21 protein-coding genes and 3 tRNA genes are annotated in these 23,809 nt (G+C 71.3%); 20 read left to right on the top strand and 4 right to left on the bottom strand.

The window, feature by feature from the left end:
* Window positions 1-4: 4 nt before the first annotated feature.
* On the top strand, window positions 5-2,089 hold the full coding sequence (locus GXW83_RS30405; RefSeq protein ID WP_182446229.1) for an ABC transporter ATP-binding protein: 2,085 nt from the start codon (window positions 5-7) through the stop codon (window positions 2,087-2,089).
* A gap of 85 nt (window positions 2,090-2,174) precedes the next feature.
* Here the strand turns inward: GXW83_RS30405 and GXW83_RS30400 are convergent, their stop codons facing one another.
* Window positions 2,175-3,164 carry an NAD-dependent epimerase/dehydratase family protein gene (locus GXW83_RS30400; RefSeq protein ID WP_182446228.1) on the bottom strand — a complete coding sequence of 330 codons (990 nt, stop codon included), beginning with the start codon at window positions 3,162-3,164 and terminating at the stop codon, window positions 2,175-2,177.
* A 200-nt stretch (window positions 3,165-3,364) separates the two neighbouring features.
* On the opposite strand from GXW83_RS30400, the gene GXW83_RS30395 reads away from it, so the two are divergent.
* Both GXW83_RS30395 and GXW83_RS30390 read left to right on the top strand, forming a co-directional pair.
* Window positions 3,365-3,841: a hypothetical protein gene (locus tag GXW83_RS30395; RefSeq protein WP_182446227.1), complete on the top strand. Its 477-nt coding sequence runs from the start codon at window positions 3,365-3,367 to the stop codon at window positions 3,839-3,841.
* A gap of 168 nt (window positions 3,842-4,009) precedes the next feature.
* A complete protein-coding gene (locus GXW83_RS30390; protein ID WP_182446226.1) occupies window positions 4,010-4,642 on the top strand; it encodes an N-acetyltransferase in 633 nt (210 codons plus the stop codon).
* A 129-nt stretch (window positions 4,643-4,771) separates the two neighbouring features.
* On the opposite strand, the gene GXW83_RS30385 is transcribed toward GXW83_RS30390, so the two are convergent.
* Window positions 4,772-6,049, bottom strand: a complete 1,278-nt coding sequence (locus tag GXW83_RS30385; RefSeq protein WP_182446225.1) for a hydrolase — start codon at window positions 6,047-6,049, stop codon at window positions 4,772-4,774.
* A gap of 206 nt (window positions 6,050-6,255) precedes the next feature.
* Between GXW83_RS30385 and GXW83_RS30380 the strand changes: the two genes are divergently transcribed.
* From GXW83_RS30380 to GXW83_RS30345, 8 genes are all read left to right on the top strand, one after another.
* Window positions 6,256-6,328: transfer RNA gene (locus GXW83_RS30380), tRNA-Thr, on the top strand.
* Between the two features lie 44 nt (window positions 6,329-6,372).
* Window positions 6,373-6,448: transfer RNA gene (locus tag GXW83_RS30375), tRNA-Met, on the top strand.
* 87 nt (window positions 6,449-6,535) lie between these two features.
* Window positions 6,536-6,700, top strand: a complete 165-nt coding sequence (gene rpmG / locus GXW83_RS30370; protein WP_182446224.1) for a 50S ribosomal protein L33 — start codon at window positions 6,536-6,538, stop codon at window positions 6,698-6,700.
* A gap of 127 nt (window positions 6,701-6,827) precedes the next feature.
* Window positions 6,828-7,280 (top strand): MaoC family dehydratase N-terminal domain-containing protein, encoded by a 453-nt coding sequence (locus GXW83_RS30365; protein ID WP_182446223.1) that lies wholly within the window; start codon window positions 6,828-6,830, stop codon window positions 7,278-7,280.
* A gap of 2 nt (window positions 7,281-7,282) precedes the next feature.
* The gene (locus GXW83_RS30360; RefSeq protein WP_182446222.1) at window positions 7,283-7,711 is read left to right on the top strand and encodes a MaoC family dehydratase; all 429 of its coding nucleotides are present in this window, start codon (window positions 7,283-7,285) and stop codon (window positions 7,709-7,711) included.
* Between the two features lie 113 nt (window positions 7,712-7,824).
* Window positions 7,825-8,388 carry a TetR/AcrR family transcriptional regulator gene (locus GXW83_RS30355; protein WP_225447336.1) on the top strand — a complete coding sequence of 188 codons (564 nt, stop codon included), beginning with the start codon at window positions 7,825-7,827 and terminating at the stop codon, window positions 8,386-8,388.
* A 110-nt stretch (window positions 8,389-8,498) separates the two neighbouring features.
* The gene (locus tag GXW83_RS30350; protein WP_182446221.1) at window positions 8,499-9,926 is read left to right on the top strand and encodes a DHA2 family efflux MFS transporter permease subunit; all 1,428 of its coding nucleotides are present in this window, start codon (window positions 8,499-8,501) and stop codon (window positions 9,924-9,926) included.
* Window positions 9,927-10,015: 89 nt separating this feature from the next.
* Complete coding sequence (locus GXW83_RS30345) at window positions 10,016-11,074, top strand: UDP-N-acetylmuramate dehydrogenase (RefSeq protein WP_182446220.1); 1,059 nt, start codon at window positions 10,016-10,018, stop codon at window positions 11,072-11,074.
* A 39-nt stretch (window positions 11,075-11,113) separates the two neighbouring features.
* Here GXW83_RS30345 and GXW83_RS30340 read toward each other — a convergent pair whose 3' ends face one another.
* Both GXW83_RS30340 and GXW83_RS30335 read right to left on the bottom strand, forming a co-directional pair.
* On the bottom strand, window positions 11,114-12,196 hold the full coding sequence (locus tag GXW83_RS30340) for an adenosine deaminase (RefSeq protein ID WP_182446219.1): 1,083 nt from the start codon (window positions 12,194-12,196) through the stop codon (window positions 11,114-11,116).
* Between the two features lie 163 nt (window positions 12,197-12,359).
* Window positions 12,360-13,607, bottom strand: coding sequence for a pyridoxal phosphate-dependent aminotransferase (locus GXW83_RS30335; RefSeq protein WP_182446218.1), 1,248 nt, complete (start codon window positions 13,605-13,607; stop codon window positions 12,360-12,362).
* A gap of 214 nt (window positions 13,608-13,821) precedes the next feature.
* Between GXW83_RS30335 and GXW83_RS30330 the strand changes: the two genes are divergently transcribed.
* The 9 genes from GXW83_RS30330 (at window position 13,822) to rpoB (ending at window position 23,783) form a co-directional block, all read left to right on the top strand.
* Window positions 13,822-13,894, top strand: a tRNA-Trp gene (locus GXW83_RS30330).
* Between the two features lie 112 nt (window positions 13,895-14,006).
* Entirely contained in the window at window positions 14,007-14,342 is a 336-nt protein-coding gene (gene secE / locus GXW83_RS30325) for a preprotein translocase subunit SecE (RefSeq protein WP_182446217.1), read from the top strand.
* A gap of 195 nt (window positions 14,343-14,537) precedes the next feature.
* Window positions 14,538-15,437, top strand: coding sequence for a transcription termination/antitermination protein NusG (gene nusG / locus GXW83_RS30320; RefSeq protein ID WP_182446216.1), 900 nt, complete (start codon window positions 14,538-14,540; stop codon window positions 15,435-15,437).
* A gap of 243 nt (window positions 15,438-15,680) precedes the next feature.
* Window positions 15,681-16,115, top strand: a complete 435-nt coding sequence (rplK, locus tag GXW83_RS30315) for a 50S ribosomal protein L11 (RefSeq protein WP_182446215.1) — start codon at window positions 15,681-15,683, stop codon at window positions 16,113-16,115.
* Between the two features lie 88 nt (window positions 16,116-16,203).
* The gene (rplA, locus tag GXW83_RS30310) at window positions 16,204-16,926 is read left to right on the top strand and encodes a 50S ribosomal protein L1 (RefSeq protein WP_182446214.1); all 723 of its coding nucleotides are present in this window, start codon (window positions 16,204-16,206) and stop codon (window positions 16,924-16,926) included.
* A 285-nt stretch (window positions 16,927-17,211) separates the two neighbouring features.
* Window positions 17,212-18,093: a hypothetical protein gene (locus GXW83_RS30305; RefSeq protein ID WP_182446213.1), complete on the top strand. Its 882-nt coding sequence runs from the start codon at window positions 17,212-17,214 to the stop codon at window positions 18,091-18,093.
* 358 nt (window positions 18,094-18,451) lie between these two features.
* Window positions 18,452-19,021: a 50S ribosomal protein L10 gene (gene rplJ, locus GXW83_RS30300; protein ID WP_182446212.1), complete on the top strand. Its 570-nt coding sequence runs from the start codon at window positions 18,452-18,454 to the stop codon at window positions 19,019-19,021.
* A 75-nt stretch (window positions 19,022-19,096) separates the two neighbouring features.
* A complete protein-coding gene (rplL, locus tag GXW83_RS30295; protein ID WP_182446211.1) occupies window positions 19,097-19,480 on the top strand; it encodes a 50S ribosomal protein L7/L12 in 384 nt (127 codons plus the stop codon).
* A gap of 829 nt (window positions 19,481-20,309) precedes the next feature.
* Window positions 20,310-23,783 carry a DNA-directed RNA polymerase subunit beta gene (rpoB, locus tag GXW83_RS30290; RefSeq protein ID WP_182446210.1) on the top strand — a complete coding sequence of 1,158 codons (3,474 nt, stop codon included), beginning with the start codon at window positions 20,310-20,312 and terminating at the stop codon, window positions 23,781-23,783.
* Window positions 23,784-23,809: the final 26 nt, after the last annotated feature.

Genomic DNA, 23,809 nt, shown 5'->3' with positions numbered 1-23,809 from the left:
CGACATGGCCCCCCTCCTCGAGGTCAACCACCTCACCACGCACATCCGAACCGGCGACCGCCGCGTGGTCCAGGCCGTGGACGACGTCTCCTTCCACCTGGACGCGGGCGAGACCCTCGGCCTGGTCGGCGAATCCGGCTGCGGGAAGTCCATGACCGGGCTCTCGCTGATGGGGCTGCTGCCCCCGGGCGGCGCGATGATCGGCAGGTCGTCGGTGGTGCTCGCCGGGCGCGAACTCGTCGGCCTGCCCGAGCGCGAACTGCGGGCGGTGCGCGGCAACGAGATCGCCATGGTCTTCCAGGACCCGATGAGCTCGCTCGACCCGACCAAGACCATCGGCTACCAGGTCGCCGAACCGGTCCTGCTGCACCGAGGCTGCTCGAAGGCCGAAGCCATGGACCGGGCCGCCGAGGTGCTCGGCCTGGTCGGCCTGCCGCACCCCAAGGAGCGGCTCGGGGACTACCCGCACCAGCTCTCCGGCGGCCTGCGGCAGCGGGTGATGATCGCCATGGCGCTCGCCAACGAGCCCAAGGTGCTCATCGCGGACGAGCCCACCACCGCCCTGGACGTCACCATCCAGGCGCAGATCCTCACCCTCCTCGCCGACCTCAAGGACCGGCTGGGCATGGCGATGATCCTGATCACCCACGACATGGGCATCATGGCCGGGCACGCCGATCGGATCAACGTCATGTACGCCGGGCGGATCGCCGAGAGCACCGGCACCGACGCGCTGTTCGGCGCCATGCGCCACCCCTACACCCAGGGCCTGCTGGCGGCCACGCCCACCCTCGGCCAGGACAGCACCCGCGCCCTCTACACCGTCCCCGGCCTGCCGCCGGACCTCGCCGACCCGCCCCGGGGCTGCCGCTTCGCCGAGCGCTGCGCGTACGCCACCGACCGTTGCCGGGAGGAGGAGCCGGCCCTGGCCGGGAGCGAGCAGCACCTGTTCGCCTGCTGGCACCCGACCGACGGCCCGCTGCCCCCGGCCGAGCCGGTGCTGACGGTCGCGGCGCAGGCCAGGGCGGAGGCCGAGGTCGAGACGGCCGACGCCCGCCCGCTGCTGGAGGTCCGCAGCCTGGTCAAGGAGTTCCCGGCCGGCCGGGGCGGGTTCCTGGGCCGGGAGCGGCTCTCCGTCCACGCCGTCTCGGACGTGTCGCTCACGCTCGGCTACGGCGAGACCTTCGGCCTGGTCGGCGAGTCCGGCTGCGGCAAGACCACCCTCGGCCGCATGATCGTCGGCCTGGAACGGCCCAGCTCCGGCACGGTCAGCCTGGACGGCACCGACATCAGCAGCCTGCGCGGGCGCGAACTGCGCCGCCACCGCCGGGATCTGCAGATGATGTTCCAGGACCCGATGAGCTCGCTCGATCCCCGGATGCGGGTCAGCAGCACCCTGCTGGAGCCGCTGCAGATCCAGGGCATCGGCACCGCCAAGGAGCGGCTGGAGCGCGCCGCCGAGCTGCTGGCCGAGGTCGGCCTGCCGGAGAGCGCCCTGGATCGGTTCCCGCACGAGTTCTCCGGCGGCCAGCGGCAGCGCATCGGCCTGGCCCGGGCGCTCACGCTGACGCCCCGGGTGATCGTCGCCGACGAGCCGGTCTCCGCGCTGGACGTCTCCATCCGCGCCCAGGTGCTCAACCTGATGAAGCGGCTGCAGGCCGCCCACCGGCTCTCGTACGTGGTCATCTCGCACGACCTGGCGGTGGTGAAGTACCTGGCCGACCGGATCGGGGTGATGTACCTGGGGCGGATGGTCGAGGTCGGCAGCGGGGACGACATCCACCACCGCACCGCCCACCCGTACACCGCGGGCCTGCTGGAGGCCATACCGGTGCCCGAGCCGGAGCTGGAGCGCACCAAGCGCGGCGGCGGGATCAGGGGCGAGCTGCCCAGCCCGCTGGACCCGCCCTCGGGCTGCCGCTTCCGCACCCGCTGCCCGCTGGCGCAGCGCCGGTGCGCGGAGGAGGAGCCGCAGCTGCGGCACTTCGGCCCCGGCCATGTGGCGGCCTGCCACTTCCCGCTGCGGACGCCGCTGCCGGAGATCCCGGCGCCGACGGCCGCCGCGGAGGGGGCGTCCACGCCGGTCTGACGTGACCGGGCGGGGCCGGGCCGGACCGGGCCGGGCCGGGCCGATTCGCTTCGGTTCGCTTCGACCGACCGGCGCGGCCCCCGGGTCAGGGCCGCCGCAGCAGCTCCGCCTCCCGCTCCGGCTCCAGCCCGGGCGGGCGACGGCCGTGGCGCGGGGCCGGCGGGGGCGCGTCCGACTCCCGCAGCCAGCGCCAGGTGTCGGCCACGGTCTCCGCCACCGGGCGGCAACGCAGGCCAGCGCCGACGGCCTTGCCGACGTCCCCCTGGTGCAGGGCGTCGTACAGCTCGCCCGGCGGGATCCACACCGGCAGGTCGGTCCAGGGCTCGACCCCGGCGGCCAGGATCGGCTCCGGGTCGGTCCACCGCAGCTCGGCGCCGGAGCCGGTCACCCGGACGCAGGACTCCAGCAGCTCGCCCATGGTGGCGTGCCCGGGCGGGCTGACCACGTTGTACGCGCCGCCGAGCCCGCGCCCGGCGGCGTCCAGCACCCAGGCGGCGAGGTCGCGGGCGTCCACGTACTGCAGCGGCAGCCCGCGCGGCCCGGGCGCCAGGACCGGCCCGCCGCGCTCGATCCGCCGCAGCCACCAGGGCAGCCGTCCGACGTTCTCGCGGGGGCCGAGGATCAGCCCGGCCCGGGCCAGCAGCGCCCGCTCGCCGAAGGCCGCGATGGCCGCCAGCTCCCCGCCGCGCTTGGCCTCGGCGTACTCCACCTCGCCGTCGTCGGGCGAGCCGTCCACCAGCGGCCCGTCCTCCCCCAGCCCGGCCGGGGCCGGGAACGCGTACACCGAGCGGCTGGACACGTACACGTAGTGCCCGGCCCGCCCGGCCAGCAGCCGCGCGGCGTCCCGGACCGCCGACGGCGCGCCGCTCCAGGTGTCCACCACGACGTCCCACTCGCCCGTGGCGAGCGCCGACAGCCCGTCAGCGGCGGTGCGGTCACCGCGCAGCGCGGTGGCGCCCGGCGCCTGTTCCTGGCGGCCGCGGTTGAACGCGGTCACCTCCCAGCCCCGGGCCAGCCCCTCGTCGACGACGGCCCGGCCCACGAATTCCGTCCCACCCAGCAGCAGCAGCCTCATGCCCCGACTCTGCCCGCCCGGCCGGGGGCTGTGAACGGCGGCACGCTCTCGGCGGAATCGCCCAGAGCGGAACGGCGGCCCGGGGCGCCCGGATCTCGGCGTGCGCCGGGCAGCCCAGGTCGGACAATGGTGGTGGTGGACGTAGGGGCACGGACGGCCCGCACTCGCCGCACGGCCCCTCCGGGACGAGGAGGCGCACGATGATGTGGCACAGGGGCGAACGCCAGACCGGCGCCGGGGCGGGCGGAAGCGCCGGAGCGGGATCCACGACCGGCCCGGCCGCCACTGAACCGGCCGCCGACCCCGCCGCGGTGCGGGCCGACGCCGCCGAGCGGGCCCGGGCCGCCGAGCTGATCCTCGCCGCGGTCGCCACCGAGGGCCTCCCGGCGCTGGTGCACTCCTTGCTGGAGGCCAGATCCGGCAACCAGGACGCGGCGGCCATGCCGGTCGGCGCGCTGCTCCGGGCCCTGCCCGACACCGGCTGGTTCACCGCCCACGACCTGGTCAGCCTGGCCGGGATCACCGAGTCCACCACCGTCGGCGAACTGGACGCCGTGCAGCTCAGCACCCTCACCCGCGGCCTCAACCGGGCCTCCTACCTGCCCGGCAGCCCGCAGGCCGGGCAGGGGGCGGCCGACAGCCGGCAGGCCCGGCCGCAGCCGCCGCGCGGGGTGTGACCGGCCGCCTCCGGCGCGGACCGATGGCGCACCCTCGCTAGCGGCGGCCCGGAGGTTCGTCCTAGGCTCGGCCCGACCAGAGGAACTGCCGTCCCTCCGGCACCAGTTCGATGCGGCTCGGTTCGGCGGGGGAGCGCTTGGACGCACGGCAGGGAACAGGGGCATGGAATGAGCGAGCAGGCGGCGGTGCGCGAGGCCGTGGCGCAGGACGTGGACGCGGCGGTACGGCTGTGGACGCTCTCCCATGTCGTCCGCCGCAACGGCAGGCCCCTGCCGGAGGCGCACATCGCCTCGGTCCACCGGCGCATGGCCACGCCGGGGGCGCTGCTGCTGCTCGCCCGCTGCCCGGCGGACGACGAGCCCGGCGCGCCCGGCGCGCACCTTGGCGGCGGCGACCCGCAGCGGCCGGGCGCCGACCGGGACGGCCGCGTGGACGCGGGATGGGACGGCGGCGTGCACGACCCCGGCTCCGCCGGTCCGGGCGCGGTGGTCGGGACCATCCTCGGCCTCCAGGGCCTCGACCGGGACGGCGCCGGGCCGCCCGTCCCCGGGCTGCTGCACATATCCCAGCTCAGCGTGGCCCCCGACCGCTGGGGCCAGCACATCGGGCGGCAGCTGGTCGAGCAGGTCCTGATCCGCGCCTCGGCGCGCGGATTCGAACAGGCGCAGCTGTGGACGCACGCCGACAACCTGCGGGCGAACCGGCTGTACAAGTCCATGGGCTTCCGCCGCAGCGGCCGGGTTCGGATCGACGACTGGGGCGAGCTGCTGGTGCACTACCGGCGCGCGGTCCGGGGCTGACGCCCGCCGCAGTCCCAGTCCCAGCCCCAGCCCGCCGCAGCCCGTTCCCGCCGCAGTCCCAGCCCCAGCCCGCCGCAGCCCGTCTCCGCCGCAGTCCGTGCCCGCCGTGGCGCGTCCCCGCTGCGATCCTCAGCCGCTGCGGCCCTGGCGGGGCACGGCCGGGGCGATCGGGTCGGCGTACTCGCGGACCGCGCTGGTCCGGCTGACCACCCGGCCCGCGTGCAGCACCACCCGGCTGTGGCCGCCGGAGAGCACCCCGCGCAGGTTCTCGCCGCGCACGGCCAGCAGCTCGGCCGGGAAGCCGACGGCCAGCCGGACCGGCGGCAGGCCCAGCACCGTCCGGGCGGCCGCGCTCACCGACTCGTACCCGGCGGCCACGTCCAGCTCGCCGCAGGCGGCCAGCAGGAACGCGGCCTCCAGCGGGTCCATCCGCCCGACCGGGTTGGCGGTGTCCCGCACCGCGCCGCTGCCCGCCGCCACCACCACCCCGGCCGCCCGCAGCCGCCGCACCGGCACACCCGTCCCGGCGCGGCGCGGGCCGTCGGCCCCGGCCGCCAGGCCGACGCAGCGGCCGCTCTGCGGCAGGCAGACCAGCGCGATCCCGGCCGAGGCCAGCCGGTCGGCGGCGCGCGCCAGCCCGTCCGGGGCCGGCCGGCCCAGCCCCGGGACCGGGCCGAGCGTCACCGGGGTGCGCAACGGCCGCAGCGCGTCCGTCAGTTGCGCCAGCCGCAGCGGATCTGCGGCGTCGGTGTGCAGGTCCAGCGGCCGCTCCGCCTCACCGGCCAGGGTGGCCAGGGCGCGCAGGCAGCCGACCGGGTCGGCCTCCCGGTCGGGACTGCCGCCGAGGGCGTGCGCGCCCATCGCCAGCGCCTCCCGCAGCAGCGCGCGCCCCTCGCGTCCGGCCGCCCCGGACAACGGCGGCGGCAACACCGCCACCTGAAGCTCCATCAGGCCGCGCAGCCCCCGGGCCGCCTGCAGCGCGGCCTCCAGCCGTACCAGCGCGTGCGCGTCGCCGATCCGCACATGGGTGCGCTGCGCCACCGCCCCGTAGCCCAGGCCGCCGAGGGCCGCCTCGGTGATCCGCCGCTGGAGCGCCTCCGGCGAGGGCTCCGGCGCGGGCCCCGGGGTCGGTCCGGTACGCGGGCCTGACGCCGCCTCCGGCCAGGGGCCGGCGCTGAACGCCTCGTCCAGGTGGGCATGGGGCTCCACCGGGGCCGGGAGCAGCAGGTAGCCGCTGAGGTCCAGTCGTTCGGCGGCGCTCAGGCTGCCCGCCGCCCCGATCGCCTCGATCCGGCCGCCGCTGATCCGGACGTCCACCGTGCGGCCGTCCGGCAGCCGGGCCCCGGAGAGCAGCTGGGCGGGGCCGACGGGCGCGCCCAGCCCCCCGGAGGGCGTGCCGGTGGACATCGCTGCTCCTTCGGGCCGGTCAGGATCGCCGGGGGGAGCCTAGGGCGGCGTCGGGGGCGGGCCCGGGAGGCGCGTGGGGACGATGGGGAGGACTGGATAAGTCGTACCGGCCGGGTGGTCCGTCCGGCCGCTCTGAGCTGGGAACGGGCAGTCCTGATACGGATTTCACGGATCGGCCGGGAACCGTGTAATGTCTTCCTCGGCCAGCCCCTATAGCTCAGTCGGTAGAGCGTCTCCATGGTAAGGAGAAGGTCTGCGGTTCGATTCCGCATGGGGGCTCGGATGAGAGGGAACCCCGCTTCGGCGGGGTGCCCGATCGTCGTGGCGGTGTAGCTCAGTTGGTAGAGCAAGCGGCTCATAATCGCTGTGTCACCGGTTCAAGTCCGGTCACCGCTACCACGCCCTGTAGCCGATTGTCGGGTAACCCGCCCAGTCGGCTACTCTTGTCTGTGTTCATAACGTTGTCTGTCCGAGGAAGGCACTCCTGTGGCCGCCACTGATGTCCGCCCGAAGATCACGCTGGCCTGCGTGGAGTGCAAGGAGCGGAACTACATCACCAAGAAGAACCGGCGTAACGACCCGGACCGTCTTGAGTTGAAGAAGCACTGCCCCCGCTGCAAGTCGCACACCGCGCACCGCGAGACCCGCTGACCTCTGCGTTCACTCGCAGGGCCGGTGCTATCGACCAGCTCGTCGGCGAAGGCCGTCCCCATCCGTGGGGGCGGCCTTCGTCTCGTTGCGGTTTCCCCAACCACCAGGATCCACAAGGAGACTGTCCATGCCGCTCGACCCCTCCTTCATCGGGCGGACCTACCCGCCCACGGCCCCGTACGAGGTCGGGCGCGAGAAGATCCGCGAGTTCGCCGAGGCGGTCGGCGACCCCAATCCGGTCTACCGGGACCAGGAGGCCGCCAAGGCCCTGGGCCACGCCGACGTGATCGCCCCGCCCACCTTCCCCTTCGTGATCACCTACCGGGCCTCCGCCCAGGTGGTCAACGACCCGGAGCTGGGCCTGGACTTCTCCCGGGTGGTCCACGGCGACCAGCGCTTCGTCTACACCCGGCCGGTGCGGGCGGGGGACCGGCTGGCGGTCACCTGCGTCATCGAGTCGATCAAGTCGCTGGCCGGCAACGACGTGCTGTCGGTGCGCGGCGAGGTGCACGAGGAGAGCGGTGAGCACGTGGTCACCGCCCACATGATGCTGGTGGCCCGCGCCGCCGAGGAGGGGTGACCATGACCGCGAAGGTCAACTACGACGAGGTCGAGGTCGGGGCCGAGCTTCCGGCGCAGTCCTTTCCGGTGACCCGCGCCACCCTGGTCCAGTACGCCGGGGCCTCGGGCGACTTCAACCCGATCCACTGGAACGAGGCGTTCGCCACATCGGTGGGCCTGCCGGACGTCATCGGCCACGGCATGTTCACCATGGCCGAGGCGATCCGGGTGGTCACCGACTGGCTCGGCGACCCGGGCGCGGTGGTCGAGTACGGCGTGCGCTTCACCAAGCCGGTGGTGGTCCCGAACGACGGCGTCGGCGCGGTGATCGAGGTCTCGGCCAAGGTCGGGGCGAAGCTGGACGACCGCCGGGTGCGGGTGGACCTGCTGGCCACCAGCGCGGGCCAGAAGGTGCTGGGCATGTCCCGGGCCGTAGTCCAGCTGGCCTGACGGCGCTCGCGGCGACCGATCGCGGCGCACCCCGGACGGCCTCCGGGCGGGCGCCGCGACCGCCGGGGCGCCCGGCGTTGACAGGTTAGTAATCAACCACTAACTTTGTCTGCATGGCAAAGGCGAGCATGAGGATGACGGCGGAGGAGCGGCGCGAGAGCGTCATCCGCGCCGCCATGGTCGAGTTCGCCGAGCGCGGCTACAACGGCACCTCCACCCAGTTGATCGCCGACCGGGTCGGCGTCTCGCAGCCGTACCTGTTCCGGATCTTCCCCAGCAAGCGGGCGATCTTCGAGGCCGCCGCCCGGCGCTGCATGGACGACATCCGGGAGGCCTTCGTCGCCGCCTCCGAGGGGCTCAGCGGCGAGGACGCCCGGGAGGCCATGAGCCTGGCCTACATCGACCTCATCGCCGACCGCAGCCGGCTGATGATGCAGATGCAGATGTACGTCTCCACCGCGGCCGCCGAGGCCGCCGGGGACGCCGACGTCGGCGAGATCGTCCGGGGCATGTGGACCGACCTCTGGGACACCGTGACCGATGCGGCCGCGATGACCCAGGAGGAGACGCGGGAGTTCTTCTCGCAGGGAATGCTGATCAACGCAATGGTCGCCATGGGTTTTCCGCCGGAGCACCGCCTGTGGCAGGGATTCAACTTCGAGGACAAAGGGCACTGAGGCGGGCCCGCCGGGCCTGTCTGCGGCGTTTCTTTCTGTCCGCGAAAGTTAGTAATCAATTACTAAGTGTGGCCCCACCCCAGTCGGGGCCGAGCAGCAGGGAAACCGACATGCGCAAGGGCAATCCAGCAGTCTGGGCCTTCGTCATCACCAGCACCGCCGGCTTCATGGCCGCCCTCGACAACCTCGTCGTCACCACCGCCCTCCCCTCCATTCGGGCGCACCTCGGCGGCGGCATCACCGACCTCGAATGGACCGTCAACGCCTACACCCTGACCTTCGCCGTGCTGCTGATGCTCGGCGCCGCCCTCGGCGACCGCTTCGGCCGCCGCCGGATATTCACCCTCGGGCTCACCCTGTTCACCCTCTCCTCGCTGGGCGCGGCCCTCGCCCCCGACATCGGCGCGCTGATCGCCGCCCGCGCCGCCCAGGGCGTCGGCGCGGCCCTGCTCACCCCGGTCAGCCTCACCCTGCTCACCTCCGCCGTCCCGCCCGCCCGGCGCGGCGCCGCCTTCGGGGCCTGGGGAGCCGTCAACGGCATGGCCATCGCCCTCGGCCCGCTGATCGGCGGCACCGTGGTCGAACACCTCTCCTGGCAGTGGATCTTCGCGCTGAACGTCCCCATCGGGCTGGCCCTGATACCGCTCGCCCGACTGCGGCTGACCGAGAGCCACGGCCCCAACGGACGCCTCGACATCCCCGGCACCGCCCTCGCCAGCGCCGGCCTCTTCGGCATCGTCTTCGCCCTGATCCGCGGCAACTCCGACGGCTGGAGCAGCCCCACCGTGCTCACCGGACTCGTCGCCGGAGCCGCCCTGCTGGTCGCCTTCGTCGCCTGGGAGATGCACACGGACGCGCCGCTGCTGCCCATGCGGCTGTTCCGCAACCGGGCCTTCGCCGCCGTCAACAGCGCCTCGCTGCTGATGTCCCTGGGCATGTTCGGCTCGATCTTCCTGCTCAGCCAGTGGCTGCAGAACGCCCAGGGCTACAGCCCGATGGAGGCCGGGGTCCGGATGCTGCCCTGGACGGCCATGCCGATGGTGGTCGCGCCCATCGCCGGACTCTTCGTCGACCGCATCGGCGGACGCGTCATCATCGCCGCCGGGCTCGCCCTGCAGACCGCCGGGCTCACCTGGTTCGCCCTGATCGTCGCCGCCCACGTCGGCTACGCCGCGCAGCTCCCCGCGCTGATCCTCTCCGGCATCGGCATGGCCCTGTTCTTCTCGCCGGTCGCGGCGGTGCTCATGGGCTCGGTCGAGCCGGAGGAGCAGGGCGTCGCCTCCGGCGCCAACAGCGCGCTCCGCGAGGTCGGCGGAGCCCTCGGCATCGCCGTCCTCACCTCGGTCTTCACCGCCCACGGCGGCTACGGCAGCCCGCAGGCGTTCGCCGACGGACTGGACCCGGCGCTGTGGGTGGGCGCCGCCGCCATCGCCGCCGCCGTGGTCGCCGCCCTGGTCATCCCGCGCCGCCGCCGGGCCGCCGGGGCGCCCGAGGCCGCCGCCGAGAGCCAGGCCCCCACCCTGTCGCCGGTCTCCTGACCCGGCCGCGCGGCACGACCGGCGCCCCGTCCCATCCGCCCCGGCGGGTGCGGGCGGGGCGTCCGCGCGCCCCCCTCTAAGCTGGCATCGTGCAGGTACTCCAGGACGCCCCCCTCGCCCCGCTGACCACCTTCCGCCTCGGCGGCCCGGCCCGCCGGCTGGTCAGCGCCACCACCGACGACGAGATCGTCGAGACCGTCCGCGCCGCCGACGCCGCCGGGGAGCCGCTGCTGGTGATCGGCGGCGGCAGCAACCTGGTCATCGGCGACAAGGGCTTCGACGGCACCGCCCTGCACATCGCCACCACCGGCCACACCCTGCACGGCACCCGCCTGGACGCCGCCGCCGGAGAGGTCTGGACGGACCTGGTCGCCGCCACCGTGCTGGAGTACGGGCTGGCCGGGAACGAGTTCCTGGCCGGCATCCCCGGCTCGGTCGGCGCCACCCCGGTGCAGAACGTCGGCGCCTACGGGCAGGAGGTGGCCCACACCGTCACCGAGGTCGTCGCCTACGACCGCCGCGCCCGCGAGACGGTGACCCTGGCCAACGCCGACTGCCGGTTCTCCTACCGGCACAGCGTCTTCAAGGCCCACCCCGACCGGTACGTGGTGCTGCGGGTCCGCTTCGACCTGGAGGACGCCCAGGGGCGCTCCACCCCGGTCCGCTACGCCGAGGTGGCCCGCACGCTCGGCGTGGAGCAGGGCGAGCGCACCGGGCTGCGCACCGCCCGCGAGACCGTGCTCGAACTGCGGGCCGGCAAGGGCATGGTGCTGGACCCGGAGGACCACGACACCTGGTCGGCGGGCTCCTTCTTCACCAACCCGGTCCTGGACCCGGAGCAGCAGGCCGCGTTCCTGGCCCGCGTCCGCGACCGGCTCGGCCCGGACGTCCAGCCGCCGCTGTTCCCCGCGCCGGACCAGGGCGCCAAGACCTCGGCCGCCTGGCTGATCGACCGGGCGGGCTTCGGCAAGGGCTACGGCCGCGGCCCGGCCCGGCTCTCCGGCAAGCACACCCTGGCCCTGACCAACCGCGGCCAGGCCACCACCGATGACCTGCTGGCGCTCGCCCGCGAGGTGCGCGACGGCGTCCGGGCGGCCTTCGGCGTCACCCTGGTCAACGAGCCGGTGCTGGTCGGCGTCGAGCTCTGACCCGGACCGGCCCGCGCACCGGCCGCGGCGCGCGCCCGGTCAGGACACCAGCCAGGCGTCCACCCCGGCCAGCAGCCGCTCCCGGACGTCCTTGGGCGCGCACGAGCCGCGCACCGACTGCCGTGCCAGCTCGGCCAGTTCGGCGTCGCTGAAGCCGTGCACCTCGCGCGCCGAGCGGTACTGGGCCACCAGCCGCGAGCCGAACAGCAGCGGGTCGTCGGCGCCCAGCGCCATCGGCACGCCTGCGTCGAACAGCGTGCGCAGCGGCACGTCCTCGGGCTTCTCGTAGACGCCCAGCGCCACATTGGACGCCGGGCAGACCTCGCAGGTGATCTGACGGTCGGCCAGCCGCTGCATCAGCCGGGGGTCCTCCGCCGCGCGCACCCCGTGGCCGACCCGCCCGGCGCCGAGGTCGTCCACGCAGTCCCGGATGCTGGCCGGGCCGGCCAACTCGCCGCCGTGCGGGGCGGCCAGCAGGCCGCCCTCCCGGGCGATGGCGAAGGCCCGGTCGAAGTCCCGCGCCATGCCCCGGCGTTCGTCGTTGGACAGGCCGAAGCCGACCACGCCCCGGTCGGTGTAGCGCACCGCCAGCCGCGCCAGGGTGCGGGCGTCCAGCGGGTGCTTCATCCGGTTGGCGGCGACCAGCACCCTGATCTCCACGCCGGTCGCCCGGGAGGCGGCGTCCACCGCGTCCAGGATGATCTCCAGCGCCGGGATCAGCCCGCCGAGCCTGGGCGCGTAGGAGGTCGGATCGACCTGTATCTCCAGCCAGGCACTGCCCTCGGCCAGTTCGTCCTGGGCGGTCTCCAGTACCAGCCGCCGGATGTCGTCCTCGTCGCGCAGCACCGATCGCGCCATGTCGTACAGCCGCTGGAAGCGGAACCAGCCGCGTTCGTCGGTGGCCCGGAGCTTCGGCGGCTCGCCGGAACTCAGGGCGTGGGCTCCCAGCGCCTCGGGCAGGTGCACTCCGTGCTTGTCGGCCAGCTCCAGCAGGGTCGCGGGGCGCATGGAGCCGGTGAAGTGCAGGTGCAGATGCGCCTTGGGAAGAAGGCGGACATCCCGGGGGGCAGGGGCGGCGGCGACCGCAGGGGGGCCGATCGGGGCAGCGGATACCTGTTCCATCCAGAGATCTTCGCTCATTCAGCCTGGCCTTGGAATACATCCAGGTCAAGACCCTCGATCGGGTGAACCCCGGACGGGGCGCCGCGCTGACGCGACGGGCCCGTCACCGCGGCCGCAGCCGCCGTGACGGGCCCGAAAGACCGGCTCGCACCGGCCCGGCGGTCTAGTCGCGGGCCTCGCCGAGCAGCTTCTGCAGCCGGGTGACGCCCTCGACCAGGTCGTCGTCGCCCAGCGCGTACGAAAGACGCAGGTACCCCTGCGTTCCGAACGCCTCGCCCGGGACGACCGCGACCTCGGCCTCGTCCAGGATCAGCGACGCCAGCTCGGCGGAGGTCTGCGGGCGCCTGCCGCGGATCTCCTTGCCCAGCAGCCCCTTGACCGACGGGTACGCGTAGAACGCGCCCTGCGGCTCCGGGCAGACCACGCCGGGGATCTCGTTGAGCATCCGCACGACCGTCCGGCGGCGGCGGTCGAACGCCACCTTCATCTCGTCCACCGCGGAGAGGTCGCCGGACACCGCCGCCAGCGCCGCCACCTGGGCCACGTTGTTGACGTTGGAGGTCGCGTGCGACTGCAGGTTGGCGGCCGCCTTGACGACGTCCTGCGGGCCGATCACCCAGCCCACCCGCCAGCCGGTCATGGCGTAGGTCTTGGCCACGCCGTTGACCACGATGCACTTGTCGGCCAGCTCCGGCACGGCCACCGGCAGCGACACGAACGCGGCGTCGCCGTAGACCAAGTGCTCGTAGATCTCGTCGGTGAGCACCCACAGCCCGTGCTCCGCGGCCCAGCGGCCCACGGCCTCCACCTCGGCCCGGGTGTAGACCGCGCCGGTCGGGTTGGACGGCGAGACGAACAGCAGCACCTTGGTGTTCGCGGTGCGGGCGGCCTCCAGCTGCTCCACCGACACCTTGTAGCCGGTGGTCTCGTCGGCGACCACCTCGACCGGGACACCGCCCGCGAGCTGGATGGACTCCGGATAGGTGGTCCAGTAGGGCGCGGGCACGATGACCTCGTCGCCCGGGTCCAGGATCGCGGCGAACGCCTCGTAGATGGCCTGCTTGCCCCCGTTGGTCACCAGCACCTGCGAGGGCTCCACGGCCCAGCCGGAATCGCGCAGCGTCTTGGCGGCGATGGCGGCCTTCAGCTCGGGCAGCCCCCCGGCCGGCGTGTAGCGGTGGTTCTTCGGGTCGCGGCAGGCCGCCACGGCCGCGTCCACGATGTAGCCGGGAGTCGGGAAGTCCGGCTCGCCTGCGCCGAAGCCGATCACCGGACGACCGGCCGCCTTGAGGGCCTTGGCCTTGGCGTCGACGGCGAGGGTGGCGGACTCCGCGATGGCGCCGATGCGTGCCGAGACGCGGCGGTCTGCCGGACGGATGCTGGGGTCAGGGGTGGGGGATGCAGCGCTCATACCTGCATGGTCGCAGAACCGGACCGGCCCGGGCATCGCCGTTCCGCGATACGGCCGGGAACCGCCCGGCGGCAAGGCATTCGACCAATCGCGCCCCCACCCCCTACACTCAACCTCCGATGGACCGAGCCGCGGCTCAGGAATCGTGCACACACCGTGCCGGGGCCCTGATGCGGTAGGTTGGGTCCTGCGAATCCGGTCACCCGGATTCCAAAGGGTCGTAGCTCAATTGGTAGAGCACCGGTCTCCAAAACCGGCGGTTGGGGGTTCAAGTCCCTCCGGCCCTGCAGTCCGCCCTGTTGCAAACGCGCTTCAGGCGGTACCGTCCAGCAGTGCGCAACACGAGATCGCAACACTGCGACCACTCGAACAGGTACCCGATCTTCAGGTGAGGAACGAGTGACGGAGACCGTGGGCTCCACCGCGACACCTGATCGTGGTAACCCTGAGGACGAACAGGGCGAGGCGCTGTCCCGCCGCGACCGCAAGCGCGCCAACAAGGCCGCCGGCAAGGGTGGGAAGAGGCAGAAGGACCCGAACCGCAAGAACGTCTTTGCGCGTACGGCCCTCTTCTACCGCCAGATCATCGCCGAGCTGCGCAAGGTCGTCTGGCCCACCCGCAACGAGCTGACCACCTACACCACCACGGTCATCTGCTTCGTCCTGGTGATCATGGCGATCGTCTACGGCCTCGACACCGGCTTCGCCGAGCTGGCCAAGCTCGTCTTCGGCTGACGGTCGGCCGCAGCTGCCCGGCGCCGCGCTGCCGGACCGCCGTGGGACACCATCACCGGACACCGCCGTGCGGACGCTCCGCTACCGTGGAGTCGGTATCGTTGAGTATCCGAGTCGTCCGCAGTCAAGCCCTGCTTCTCCCTGTGGACGGTCCGGTACCGATCCACCCTTCATCTCCAGGAAGAAGCAGCCAACGTGTCTGAGTCCCACCCGTCCGACGCCGCAGAGACCCCCGAGGCTGACGAGGCCGTGGAGTCGGTCGACGCTGCGGAGCAGGACGCGTCTGCGTGGGCCGATGCCGACGACTCCGCCGAGCAGATCATCGACAACGCCGATGGGGACGACGACGAGGCCGAGGCAGCTGACGACGAGGCCGGCCGGGCCGCCGAGGATGCGGCGCTGACCGTCGTCACGGACGAGGAGTCCGCGGCCGTCGAGGCGGCCGAAGAGGCCGACGCCGAGGTCACCGAGGAGGACCAGGTCGAGATCGACCCGGTCGCCGCGTTCCGCGAGGAACTGCGCCTGGCCCCCGGCGAGTGGTACGTCATCCACACCTACGCCGGGTACGAGAACCGGGTGAAGTCCAACCTGGAGCAGCGCGCCGTCTCGCTCAACGTCGAGGACTACATCTACCAGGCCGAGGTGCCGCAGGAAGAGGTCGTCCAGATCAAGAACGGCGACCGCAAGACCATCCGTCAGAACAAGCTCCCCGGCTACGTACTGGTGCGCATGGACCTGACGAACGAGTCCTGGGGCGTCGTCCGCAACACCCCCGGCGTCACCGGCTTCGTCGGCAACGCCTACGACCCGTACCCGCTGACGCTGGACGAGGTCGTCAAGATGCTGGCGCCGGACGTCGAGCGCGCCGCCGCCAAGGAGGCCGGCCGGCCCTCGCAGGTCCGCCCGTCCGAGATCCAGGTGCTGGACTTCGAGGTCGGCGACTCGGTCACGGTCACCGACGGCCCGTTTGCGACGCTGCAGGCCACCATCAACGAGATCAACCCGGACTCCAAGAAGGTCAAGGGCCTGGTCGAGATCTTCGGCCGGGAGACCCCGGTCGAGCTGTCGTTCGACCAGATCACCAAGAACGACTGAGTACCAGGAGCGACTGAGTACCGAGCACGACCGCAGGGCCCCGCACCGGACGCACGGTGCGGGGCCCTCGCGCGTGCGGCCTCGGGAGCGATTTAGGATCGTGGGCCTTTCGGGCTATCCTGGTTCGATGTGTGCGTTGAGCCAGGCCGTCCGGCCAGGTGGCGCCACGCAAACCCCAGGCCCCGCCGGTGCGCTTCCGCATGCCGGTCGGGAACACCTCTCGTAAGGACCCGGAGAGAGAACATGCCTCCCAAGAAGAAGAAGATCACTGGGCTGATCAAGCTCCAGATCAAGGCCGGTGCGGCCAACCCCGCCCCGCCCGTCGGCCCCGCGCTGGGCCAGCACGGCGTCAACATCATGGAGTTCTGCAAGGCCTACAACGCGCAGACCGAGTCGCAGCGCGGCATGGTCGTGCCGGTGGAGATCACGGTCTACGAAGACCGCTCCTTCACCTTCATCACCAAGACCCCGCCGGCCGCGCGCCTGATCCTCAAGGCCGCCGGTATCGAGAAGGGCTCCAGCGAGCCCCACAAGACCAAGGTCGCCAAGCTGTCGGCTGCCCAGGTCCGTGAGATCGCCACGACCAAGCTGCCCGACCTGAACGCCAACTCCCTGGAAGAGGCCGACAGGATCATCGCCGGTACCGCCCGGTCGATGGGCATCACCATCGAGGGCTGAAGTCCCCTTCAGTCCCCGTTGGCAGTGGTAGGGCCGAGCGCGGCCCGCAGCCACCACAACTCCACGTCTTGAATCCACAGGAGCAGCAGTGAAGCGCAGCAAGGCTCTGAACGCCGCGGCCGCCAAGGTCGACCGCGACCGTCTCTACGCCCCCCTCGAGGCCATCCGGCTCGCCAAGGAGACCTCGACCACCAAGTTCGACGGCACCGTCGAGGTCGCCATGCGCCTGGGCGTCGACCCGCGCAAGGCCGACCAGATGGTCCGCAGCACCGTGAACCTTCCGCACGGCACCGGCAAGACCGCCCGGGTCCTGGTCTTTGCGACCGGTGACCGTGCCGCGGCCGCGGAGGCTGCGGGTGCCGACATCGTCGGCGCCGACGAGCTGATCGACGAGGTGGCCAAGGGCCGCCTGGACTTCGACGCCGTCGTCGCCACCCCGGACCTCATGGGCAAGGTCGGCCGCCTGGGCCGCGTGCTCGGCCCGCGTGGCCTGATGCCGAACCCGAAGACCGGCACCGTGACCCCGGACGTGGCCAAGGCCGTGACCGAGATCAAGGGCGGCAAGATCGAGTTCCGCGTCGACAAGCACTCGAACCTGCACCTCATCATCGGCAAGACCTCGTTCGATGACGACAAGCTGGTCGAGAACTACGCCGCCGCCCTGGACGAGGTGCTCCGCGCCAAGCCGTCCGCCTCCAAGGGCCGCTACATCAAGAAGATCGCCATCAGCACCACGATCGGCCCCGGCATCCAGGTCGACCCGAACCGCACCCGCAACCTCCTCGTCGAGGAGGACCCCGCGGCGGTCTGACGACCGAGCGAGGTACGAGCGAGGCCGTTCATGGCGCCGCAGTCAAGCACTGTGGCGGTCTGACGACCGAGCGAGGTACGAGCGAGGCCGTCATGGCGCCGCAGTCAAGCACTGTGGCGGTCTGACGACCGAGCGAGCCGGACTGACGACCGGGCGAGCCTTCTGAACGGGCCGGTTTCCCATCCCCTCACCGGGGGGCGGGGAACCGGCCCGTTCGCGTGTCCGTCCCCGGGTGTAGCGTCGTGTGTCGAAAAGGTTCACAGGCACCACCCAGGGGGGTTTCCTATGCGTCGTACTCGCGCTCTCTGTCTCACCGTCGTCGCCTCCGCCGCCGTGCTCGGCCTCGCGGCCTGCGGCGGCGCCACCAAGGGCGCCGCCTCGGCCGGCGCCGTCGCCGCGCCGAAGATGGCCAGCGTCGCCGACGCCATGGCGCTGGTGAGCAAGCAGACCTCGGCCGACACGTCGGCGAAGATGACGATGACCGAGTCCGTGCCGTCGGTCGGCACGATCACCGCCAGCGGCTCGGTGTCCTCCAAGCCGCTGGCGATGGACATGACGATGACCAATCCGCAGCTGACCCAGAAGCTCGGCGCCGGCAGCATCCGGGTGCTGCTCTCCGGCGACGTCATGTACATGGATCTGGGGCCCAAGAGCGCTGCGGAGTTCGGCGGCAAGCAGTGGCTGAAGATGGACATCGCCTCGCTCGGCGGCGCCAGTGGCCAGAGCCTGTCCAGCCTGCTGAACGCCAACAGCGGCCAGGACCCGGCCACCATGGTCCGGCTGCTGACCTCTTCCGGGGACGTCCACCGGGTCGGCCAGGAGACTGTGGACGGCCAGCAGACCACCCGCTACACGGGCGTGGTCGACGTCAAGAGCCTGCTCACCACGGAGCTCGGCGGCCAGGACGACGCCGAGCTGAAGAACGTCCTGCAGCAGTTGTCCGCGCAGGGCGTGAGCACGGAGAACGTGAGCATGTGGGTCAACTCCCAGAGCCTGCCGGTCCGGATCCAGGAGTCCGGGAACAGCTCCGCCGGGACGACCAGCGCCACCGTCGACTACTCCGACTACTCCAGCGTGCCGCTGAAGATCACCGTGCCCCCGGCCGGCCAGACGATGGACCTCACCCAGCTGCTCAAGCAGCAGACGCAGGCCCAGGGCGCCGGCTGACGCCTCGTCCGCTGCTGTGCCGACGGCCCGTTCCGGGGGCGATTTGCCCCGGGGCGGGCCGGTCCCGTACCGTGGTGCCTGCCACAGACCGCTGGTTGTCGCCGCCTGCCTTTCACAAGGTGAGCGTGGTGACCGAAGGCTCCGCGAAGGATGCGGACAACCCGCGCAGGATGAATGAGGAAGATCGCGCTCCGGGTGCGTGCCGCAAGGCATCGCAGTCGTTGAGCATGTTGAAGCCCCGTGCGCCTGCGCCGGGGCTGTTCTGTTTTTCTCGAACTCTTTCTTCCGGCGGTACGGGCGTAGCAGGTCGACTCAACGGTCGGCCACGCATCGACATCACGGAAGGAGGCGTAAGCCTATGGCAAGGCCCGACAAGGCTGCCGCTGTCGCGGAGCTGACGGACAAGTTCCGTGACTCCAGCGCGGCCGTGCTGACCGAGTACCGCGGTCTGACCGTGGCGCAGCTGAAGACGCTGCGTCGCTCGCTCGGCAGCAACGCCAATTACGCCGTGGTGAAGAACACGCTGACCAAGATCGCCGCCAACCAGGCCGGCATCTCTGAGCTTGACGACCTGTTCGCGGGTCCGACGGCTGTCGCCTTCGTCGCCGGTGACCCGGTGGAGTCGGCGAAGGCTCTGCGTGACTTCGCCAAGGACAACCCTGCGCTGATCATCAAGGGCGGTGTCCTTGACGGTAAGGCGCTGTCCGCCGATGACATCAAGAAGCTCGCGGACCTTGAGTCCCGCGAGGTGCTGCTCGCCAAGCTCGCGGGTGGCCTGAAGGCGTCGATGGCCAAGGCCGCCGCGACCTTCCAGGCTCCGCTCACGGAGTTCGTCCGCACTGCGGAGGCGCTCCGGGCCAAGGTCGAGCAGGGCGGTGCCGGTACGCCGGCTCCCGCCGCCGAGGACGACGCTCCCGCCGCGGAGTAGGACCCTCGCAGCGGGCCCGTACGCCCGCCTATCCGTACATCCGGCACCTGCCGAAAATAGTGGAAGGACGCCACCATGGCGAAGCTGTCCCAGGAAGAGCTGCTCGAGCAGTTCGCCGAGCTCACCCTCATCGAGCTGTCCGAGTTCGTGAAGGCGTTCGAGGAGAAGTTCGACGTCAAGGCTGCCGCCCCGGTCGCCGTCGCCGGTGTTGCCGGCCCGGGCGCCGTCGAGGAGGCCGCTGAGGAGCAGGACGAGTTCGACGTCATCCTCACCGCCGCCGGTGACAAGAAGATCCAGGTCATCAAGGAGGTGCGCGCCCTGACCTCCCTCGGCCTGAAGGAGGCCAAGGACCTCGTTGACGGCACCCCCGCCACGGTCCTGGAGAAGGTCGCCAAGGAGGCCGCCGAGAAGGCCAAGGCCGCTCTCGAGGCTGCCGGCGCTTCGGTCACCGTCAAGTAATCACGGTTACTGACTGACAGTCCCTCCGAGGACTGTTCGGCCGGGCCGTTCACCCCTACGGGTGAGCGGCCCGGCCTTCTTGTATGCCCGGGGCGCTGCGGCCCCCCGCCCGTTCTATGACGATTCGCCACTTCTGTCGGCCAGTTGCCCTCTTCGGCGGCCCGGGACGAGTATGGTGATCGTCGTCGCTGCGGGTACGACCTGTCCGCAGCGGGCGCCGTGGCGCGTCCGGGGTCACCTCCGGAGCCGCACAGCGGTCGCCGGTCGGCCACCCCACCAGGGCAGTCGTCCGGCTCGGCCGCCGGCGTGCGGGACCGGGCCGGAGCCCGTCGCAGGGGCCCCTCGATGCACCTGCTCGGGGGTCTGCCCTTGACGAACCGCACGCGGCGCGCAATTCTCAGGACGCGAAGGTCCGCGCAGGACGGTTCCAGGCAGCGCACCGGCGAGTCGATGAATCTTCGGCTGGCAGGCATGGAACCCCGGCGTGGTGGGGAATACACACCCCGTAGGCAGTTACCGCCCCAGGGGGCGCCCTTGTCAGGGGGCTCTCCCGCGAGGTAGGGAGTTCGACGATTCGGTCTCCGAATCCGGACTGGACAGCAGTGTGCCCTTTGGCTACACTGTCCCTTTGCGCTGCCTTTTAGCTGCTCCGCGACTCGACCCACGGAGTACGCACTACCCCGACCAGGGGTGGCACCCCGCTTGCGCACCGGCTACGACCTGGTGAAACACCCAGGACGACGGCTTGTGTGGGAGTGCGGATGCTACCCGTGCGACGGGTGGGCCCGGTACGCGCGTAGTGAGTCCGAGCCCTCGGAAGGACCCCCTCTTGGCCGCCTCGCGCAACGCCTCGAACAACTCCGCATCCACCGCACCGCTCCGTATTTCTTTCGCGAAGATTCGTGAGCCCCTCGAGGTTCCCAACCTCCTCGCCCTGCAGACCGAGAGCTTCGACTGGCTCCTCGGCAATCAGGCGTGGAAGTCCAGGGTCGAGGCGTCGCTCGCCGAAGGACACGACGTCCCGCAGAAGTCCGGCCTGGAGGAGATCTTCGAGGAGATCTCTCCGATCGAGGACTTCTCCGGTTCGATGTCGCTGACCTTCCGCGACCACCGCTTCGAGCCCCCCAAGAACTCGATCGACGAGTGCAAGGACCGCGACTTCACCTTCGCGGCCCCGCTCTTCGTGACGGCCGAGTTCACCAACAACGAGACCGGCGAGATCAAGTCGCAGACGGTCTTCATGGGCGATTTCCCGCTCATGACCCACAAGGGCACCTTCGTGATCAACGGCACCGAGCGTGTCGTCGTCTCGCAGCTGGTGCGCTCCCCGGGCGTCTACTTCGACACCACCCTGGACAAGACGTCCGACAAGGACATCTACTCCGCCAAGGTCATCCCCTCGCGCGGTGCCTGGCTGGAGCTTGAGATCGACAAGCGCGACATGGTCGGTGTCCGCATCGACCGCAAGCGCAAGCAGTCCGTCACCGTGCTGCTGAAGGCCCTCGGCTGGACCTCCGAGCAGATCCTGGAGGAGTTCGGCCAGTACGAGTCGATGCGCGCCACCCTGGAGAAGGACCACACCCAGGGCCAGGACGACGCGCTGCTCGACATCTACCGCAAGCTGCGTCCGGGCGAGCCGCCGACCAAGGAGGCCGCGCAGACGCTTCTGGAGAACCTCTACTTCAACCCGAAGCGCTACGACCTGGCCAAGGTCGGTCGGTACAAGATCAACAAGAAGCTCGGCGTGGTCGAGCCGCTCGACGGCGGCGTGCTCACCGTCGACGACATCCTGGCGACCATCAAGTACCTGGTCCAGCTGCACGCGGGGGAGACCGAGACGGTCGCGCCCAACGGCAGCACGATCGTCGTCGAGGACGACGACATCGACCACTTCGGCAACCGTCGCCTCCGCAACGTCGGCGAGCTGATCCAGAACCAGGTCCGTACGGGTCTCGCCCGTATGGAGCGGGTCGTGCGCGAGCGCATGACCACCCAGGACGTCGAGGCGATCACGCCGCAGACCCTGATCAACATCCGGCCGGTCGTCGCCTCCATCAAGGAGTTCTTCGGCACCAGCCAGCTGTCCCAGTTCATGGACCAGACGAACCCGCTGTCGGGGCTGACCCACAAGCGCCGTCTGTCCGCGCTGGGCCCCGGTGGTCTGTCCCGTGAGCGCGCCGGCTTCGAGGTCCGCGACGTGCACCCGTCCCACTACGGACGCATGTGCCCGATCGAGACCCCGGAAGGCCCGAACATCGGTCTGATCGGCTCGCTCGCCTCCTACGGCCGGGTCAACGCCTTCGGCTTCGTGGAGACCCCGTACCGCAAGGTCGTCGAGGGCATCGTCACCGACGACCTCGACTACCTGACCGCGGACGAGGAGGACCGGTTCGTCATCGCCCAGGCCAACGCGCCGCTGACCGATGACAACCACTTCGCCGAGGCCCGTGTCCTGGTCCGCCGCCGCGGCGGGGAGATCGACTACATCCCCGGCGTCGAGATCGACTACATGGACGTCTCGCCCCGGCAGATGGTGTCCGTCGCCACCGCGATGATCCCCTTCCTGGAGCACGACGACGCCAACCGCGCGCTCATGGGATCCAACATGATGCGCCAGGCCGTCCCGCTGCTCAAGAGCGAGGCGCCGCTGGTCGGCACCGGCATGGAGTACCGCGCGGCGGTCGACGCCGCCGACGTCATCTCCGCCGAGAAGTCCGGCGTGGTCCAGGAGGTCTCCGCCGACTACGTCACCGTCGCCAACGACGACGGCACCTACACCACGTACCGCGTGGCCAAGTTCACCCGCTCCAACCAGGGCACGGCCTTCAACCAGAAGGTCATCGTGGACGAGGGCGCGCGCATCGAGGTGGGCCAGGTGCTCGCCGACGGTCCCTGCACGGACCAGGGCGAGATGGCGCTCGGCAAGAACCTGCTCGTGGCGTTCATGCCATGGGAGGGCCACAACTACGAGGACGCGATCATCCTGTCGCAGCGCCTCGTGCAGGACGACGTCCTCTCCTCGATCCACATCGAGGAGCACGAGGTCGACGCCCGCGACACCAAGCTGGGCCCCGAGGAGATCACCCGGGACATCCCGAACGTCTCCGAGGAGGTCCTCGCCGACCTCGACGAGCGCGGCATCATCCGCATCGGCGCCGATGTCACCACCGGTGACATCCTGGTCGGCAAGGTCACGCCCAAGGGCGAGACCGAGCTGACCCCGGAGGAGCGCCTGCTGCGCGCCATCTTCGGCGAGAAGGCCCGTGAGGTCCGCGACACCTCGCTGAAGGTGCCGCACGGTGAGCAGGGCAAGATCATCGGCGTCCGCGTCTTCGACCGCGAGGAGGGCGACGAGCTCCCGCCCGGCGTCAACCAGCTGGTCCGGGTCTACGTGGCCCAGAAGCGCAAGATCACCAACGGTGACAAGCTGGCCGGCCGCCACGGCAACAAGGGTGTCATCTCCAAGATCCTCCCGGTCGAGGACATGCCCTTCCTCGAGGACGGCACCCCGGTCGACATCGTGCTCAACCCCCTCGGCGTCCCGTCCCGAATGAACCCGGGACAGGTGCTGGAGACCCACCTCGGCTGGCTCGCCAAGACCGGCTGGGACGTCTCCGGGCTGAGCGAGGAGTGGGCCCGCCGGCTCCAGAAGATCGGGGCCGACCGGGCCACCGGTGGCACCAACCTCGCCACCCCGGTTTTCGACGGCGCCCGCGAGGACGAGATCGCCGGCCTGCTGGACCACACCACGCTCACCCGGGACGGCGACCGCCTGGTCGGCTCCTCCGGCAAGGCGCGGATGTTCGACGGCCGCTCCGGCGAGCCGTTCCCGATGCCGGTCTCGGTCGGCTACATGTACATCCTCAAGCTGCACCACCTGGTCGACGACAAGCTCCACGCCCGTTCGACCGGTCCGTACTCCATGATCACGCAGCAGCCGCTGGGTGGTAAGGCGCAGTTCGGTGGTCAGCGCTTCGGTGAGATGGAGGTGTGGGCGCTGGAGGCGTACGGCGCCGCCTACGCCCTCCAGGAACTGCTCACCATCAAGTCCGACGACGTCCTGGGCCGCGTGAAGGTCTACGAGGCGATCGTCAAGGGCGAGAACATCCCCGAGCCCGGCATCCCTGAGTCCTTCAAGGTGCTGATCAAGGAGATGCAGTCGCTCTGCCTGAACGTGGAGGTGCTGTCGTCCGACGGCATGTCCATTGAGATGCGTGACTCCGACGAGGACGTGTTCCGCGCCGCGGAGGAGCTCGGTATCGACCTGTCCCGGCGTGAGCCGAGCAGCGTCGAAGAGGTCTGACGGAGGTCTCGGGTCCGCGTAGCGCC

The sequence above is a fragment of the Streptacidiphilus sp. PB12-B1b genome (assembly GCF_014084125.1).
GTDB lineage: Bacteria > Actinomycetota > Actinomycetes > Streptomycetales > Streptomycetaceae > Streptacidiphilus.
This window is presented reverse-complemented; position numbering and strand designations above follow the sequence as displayed.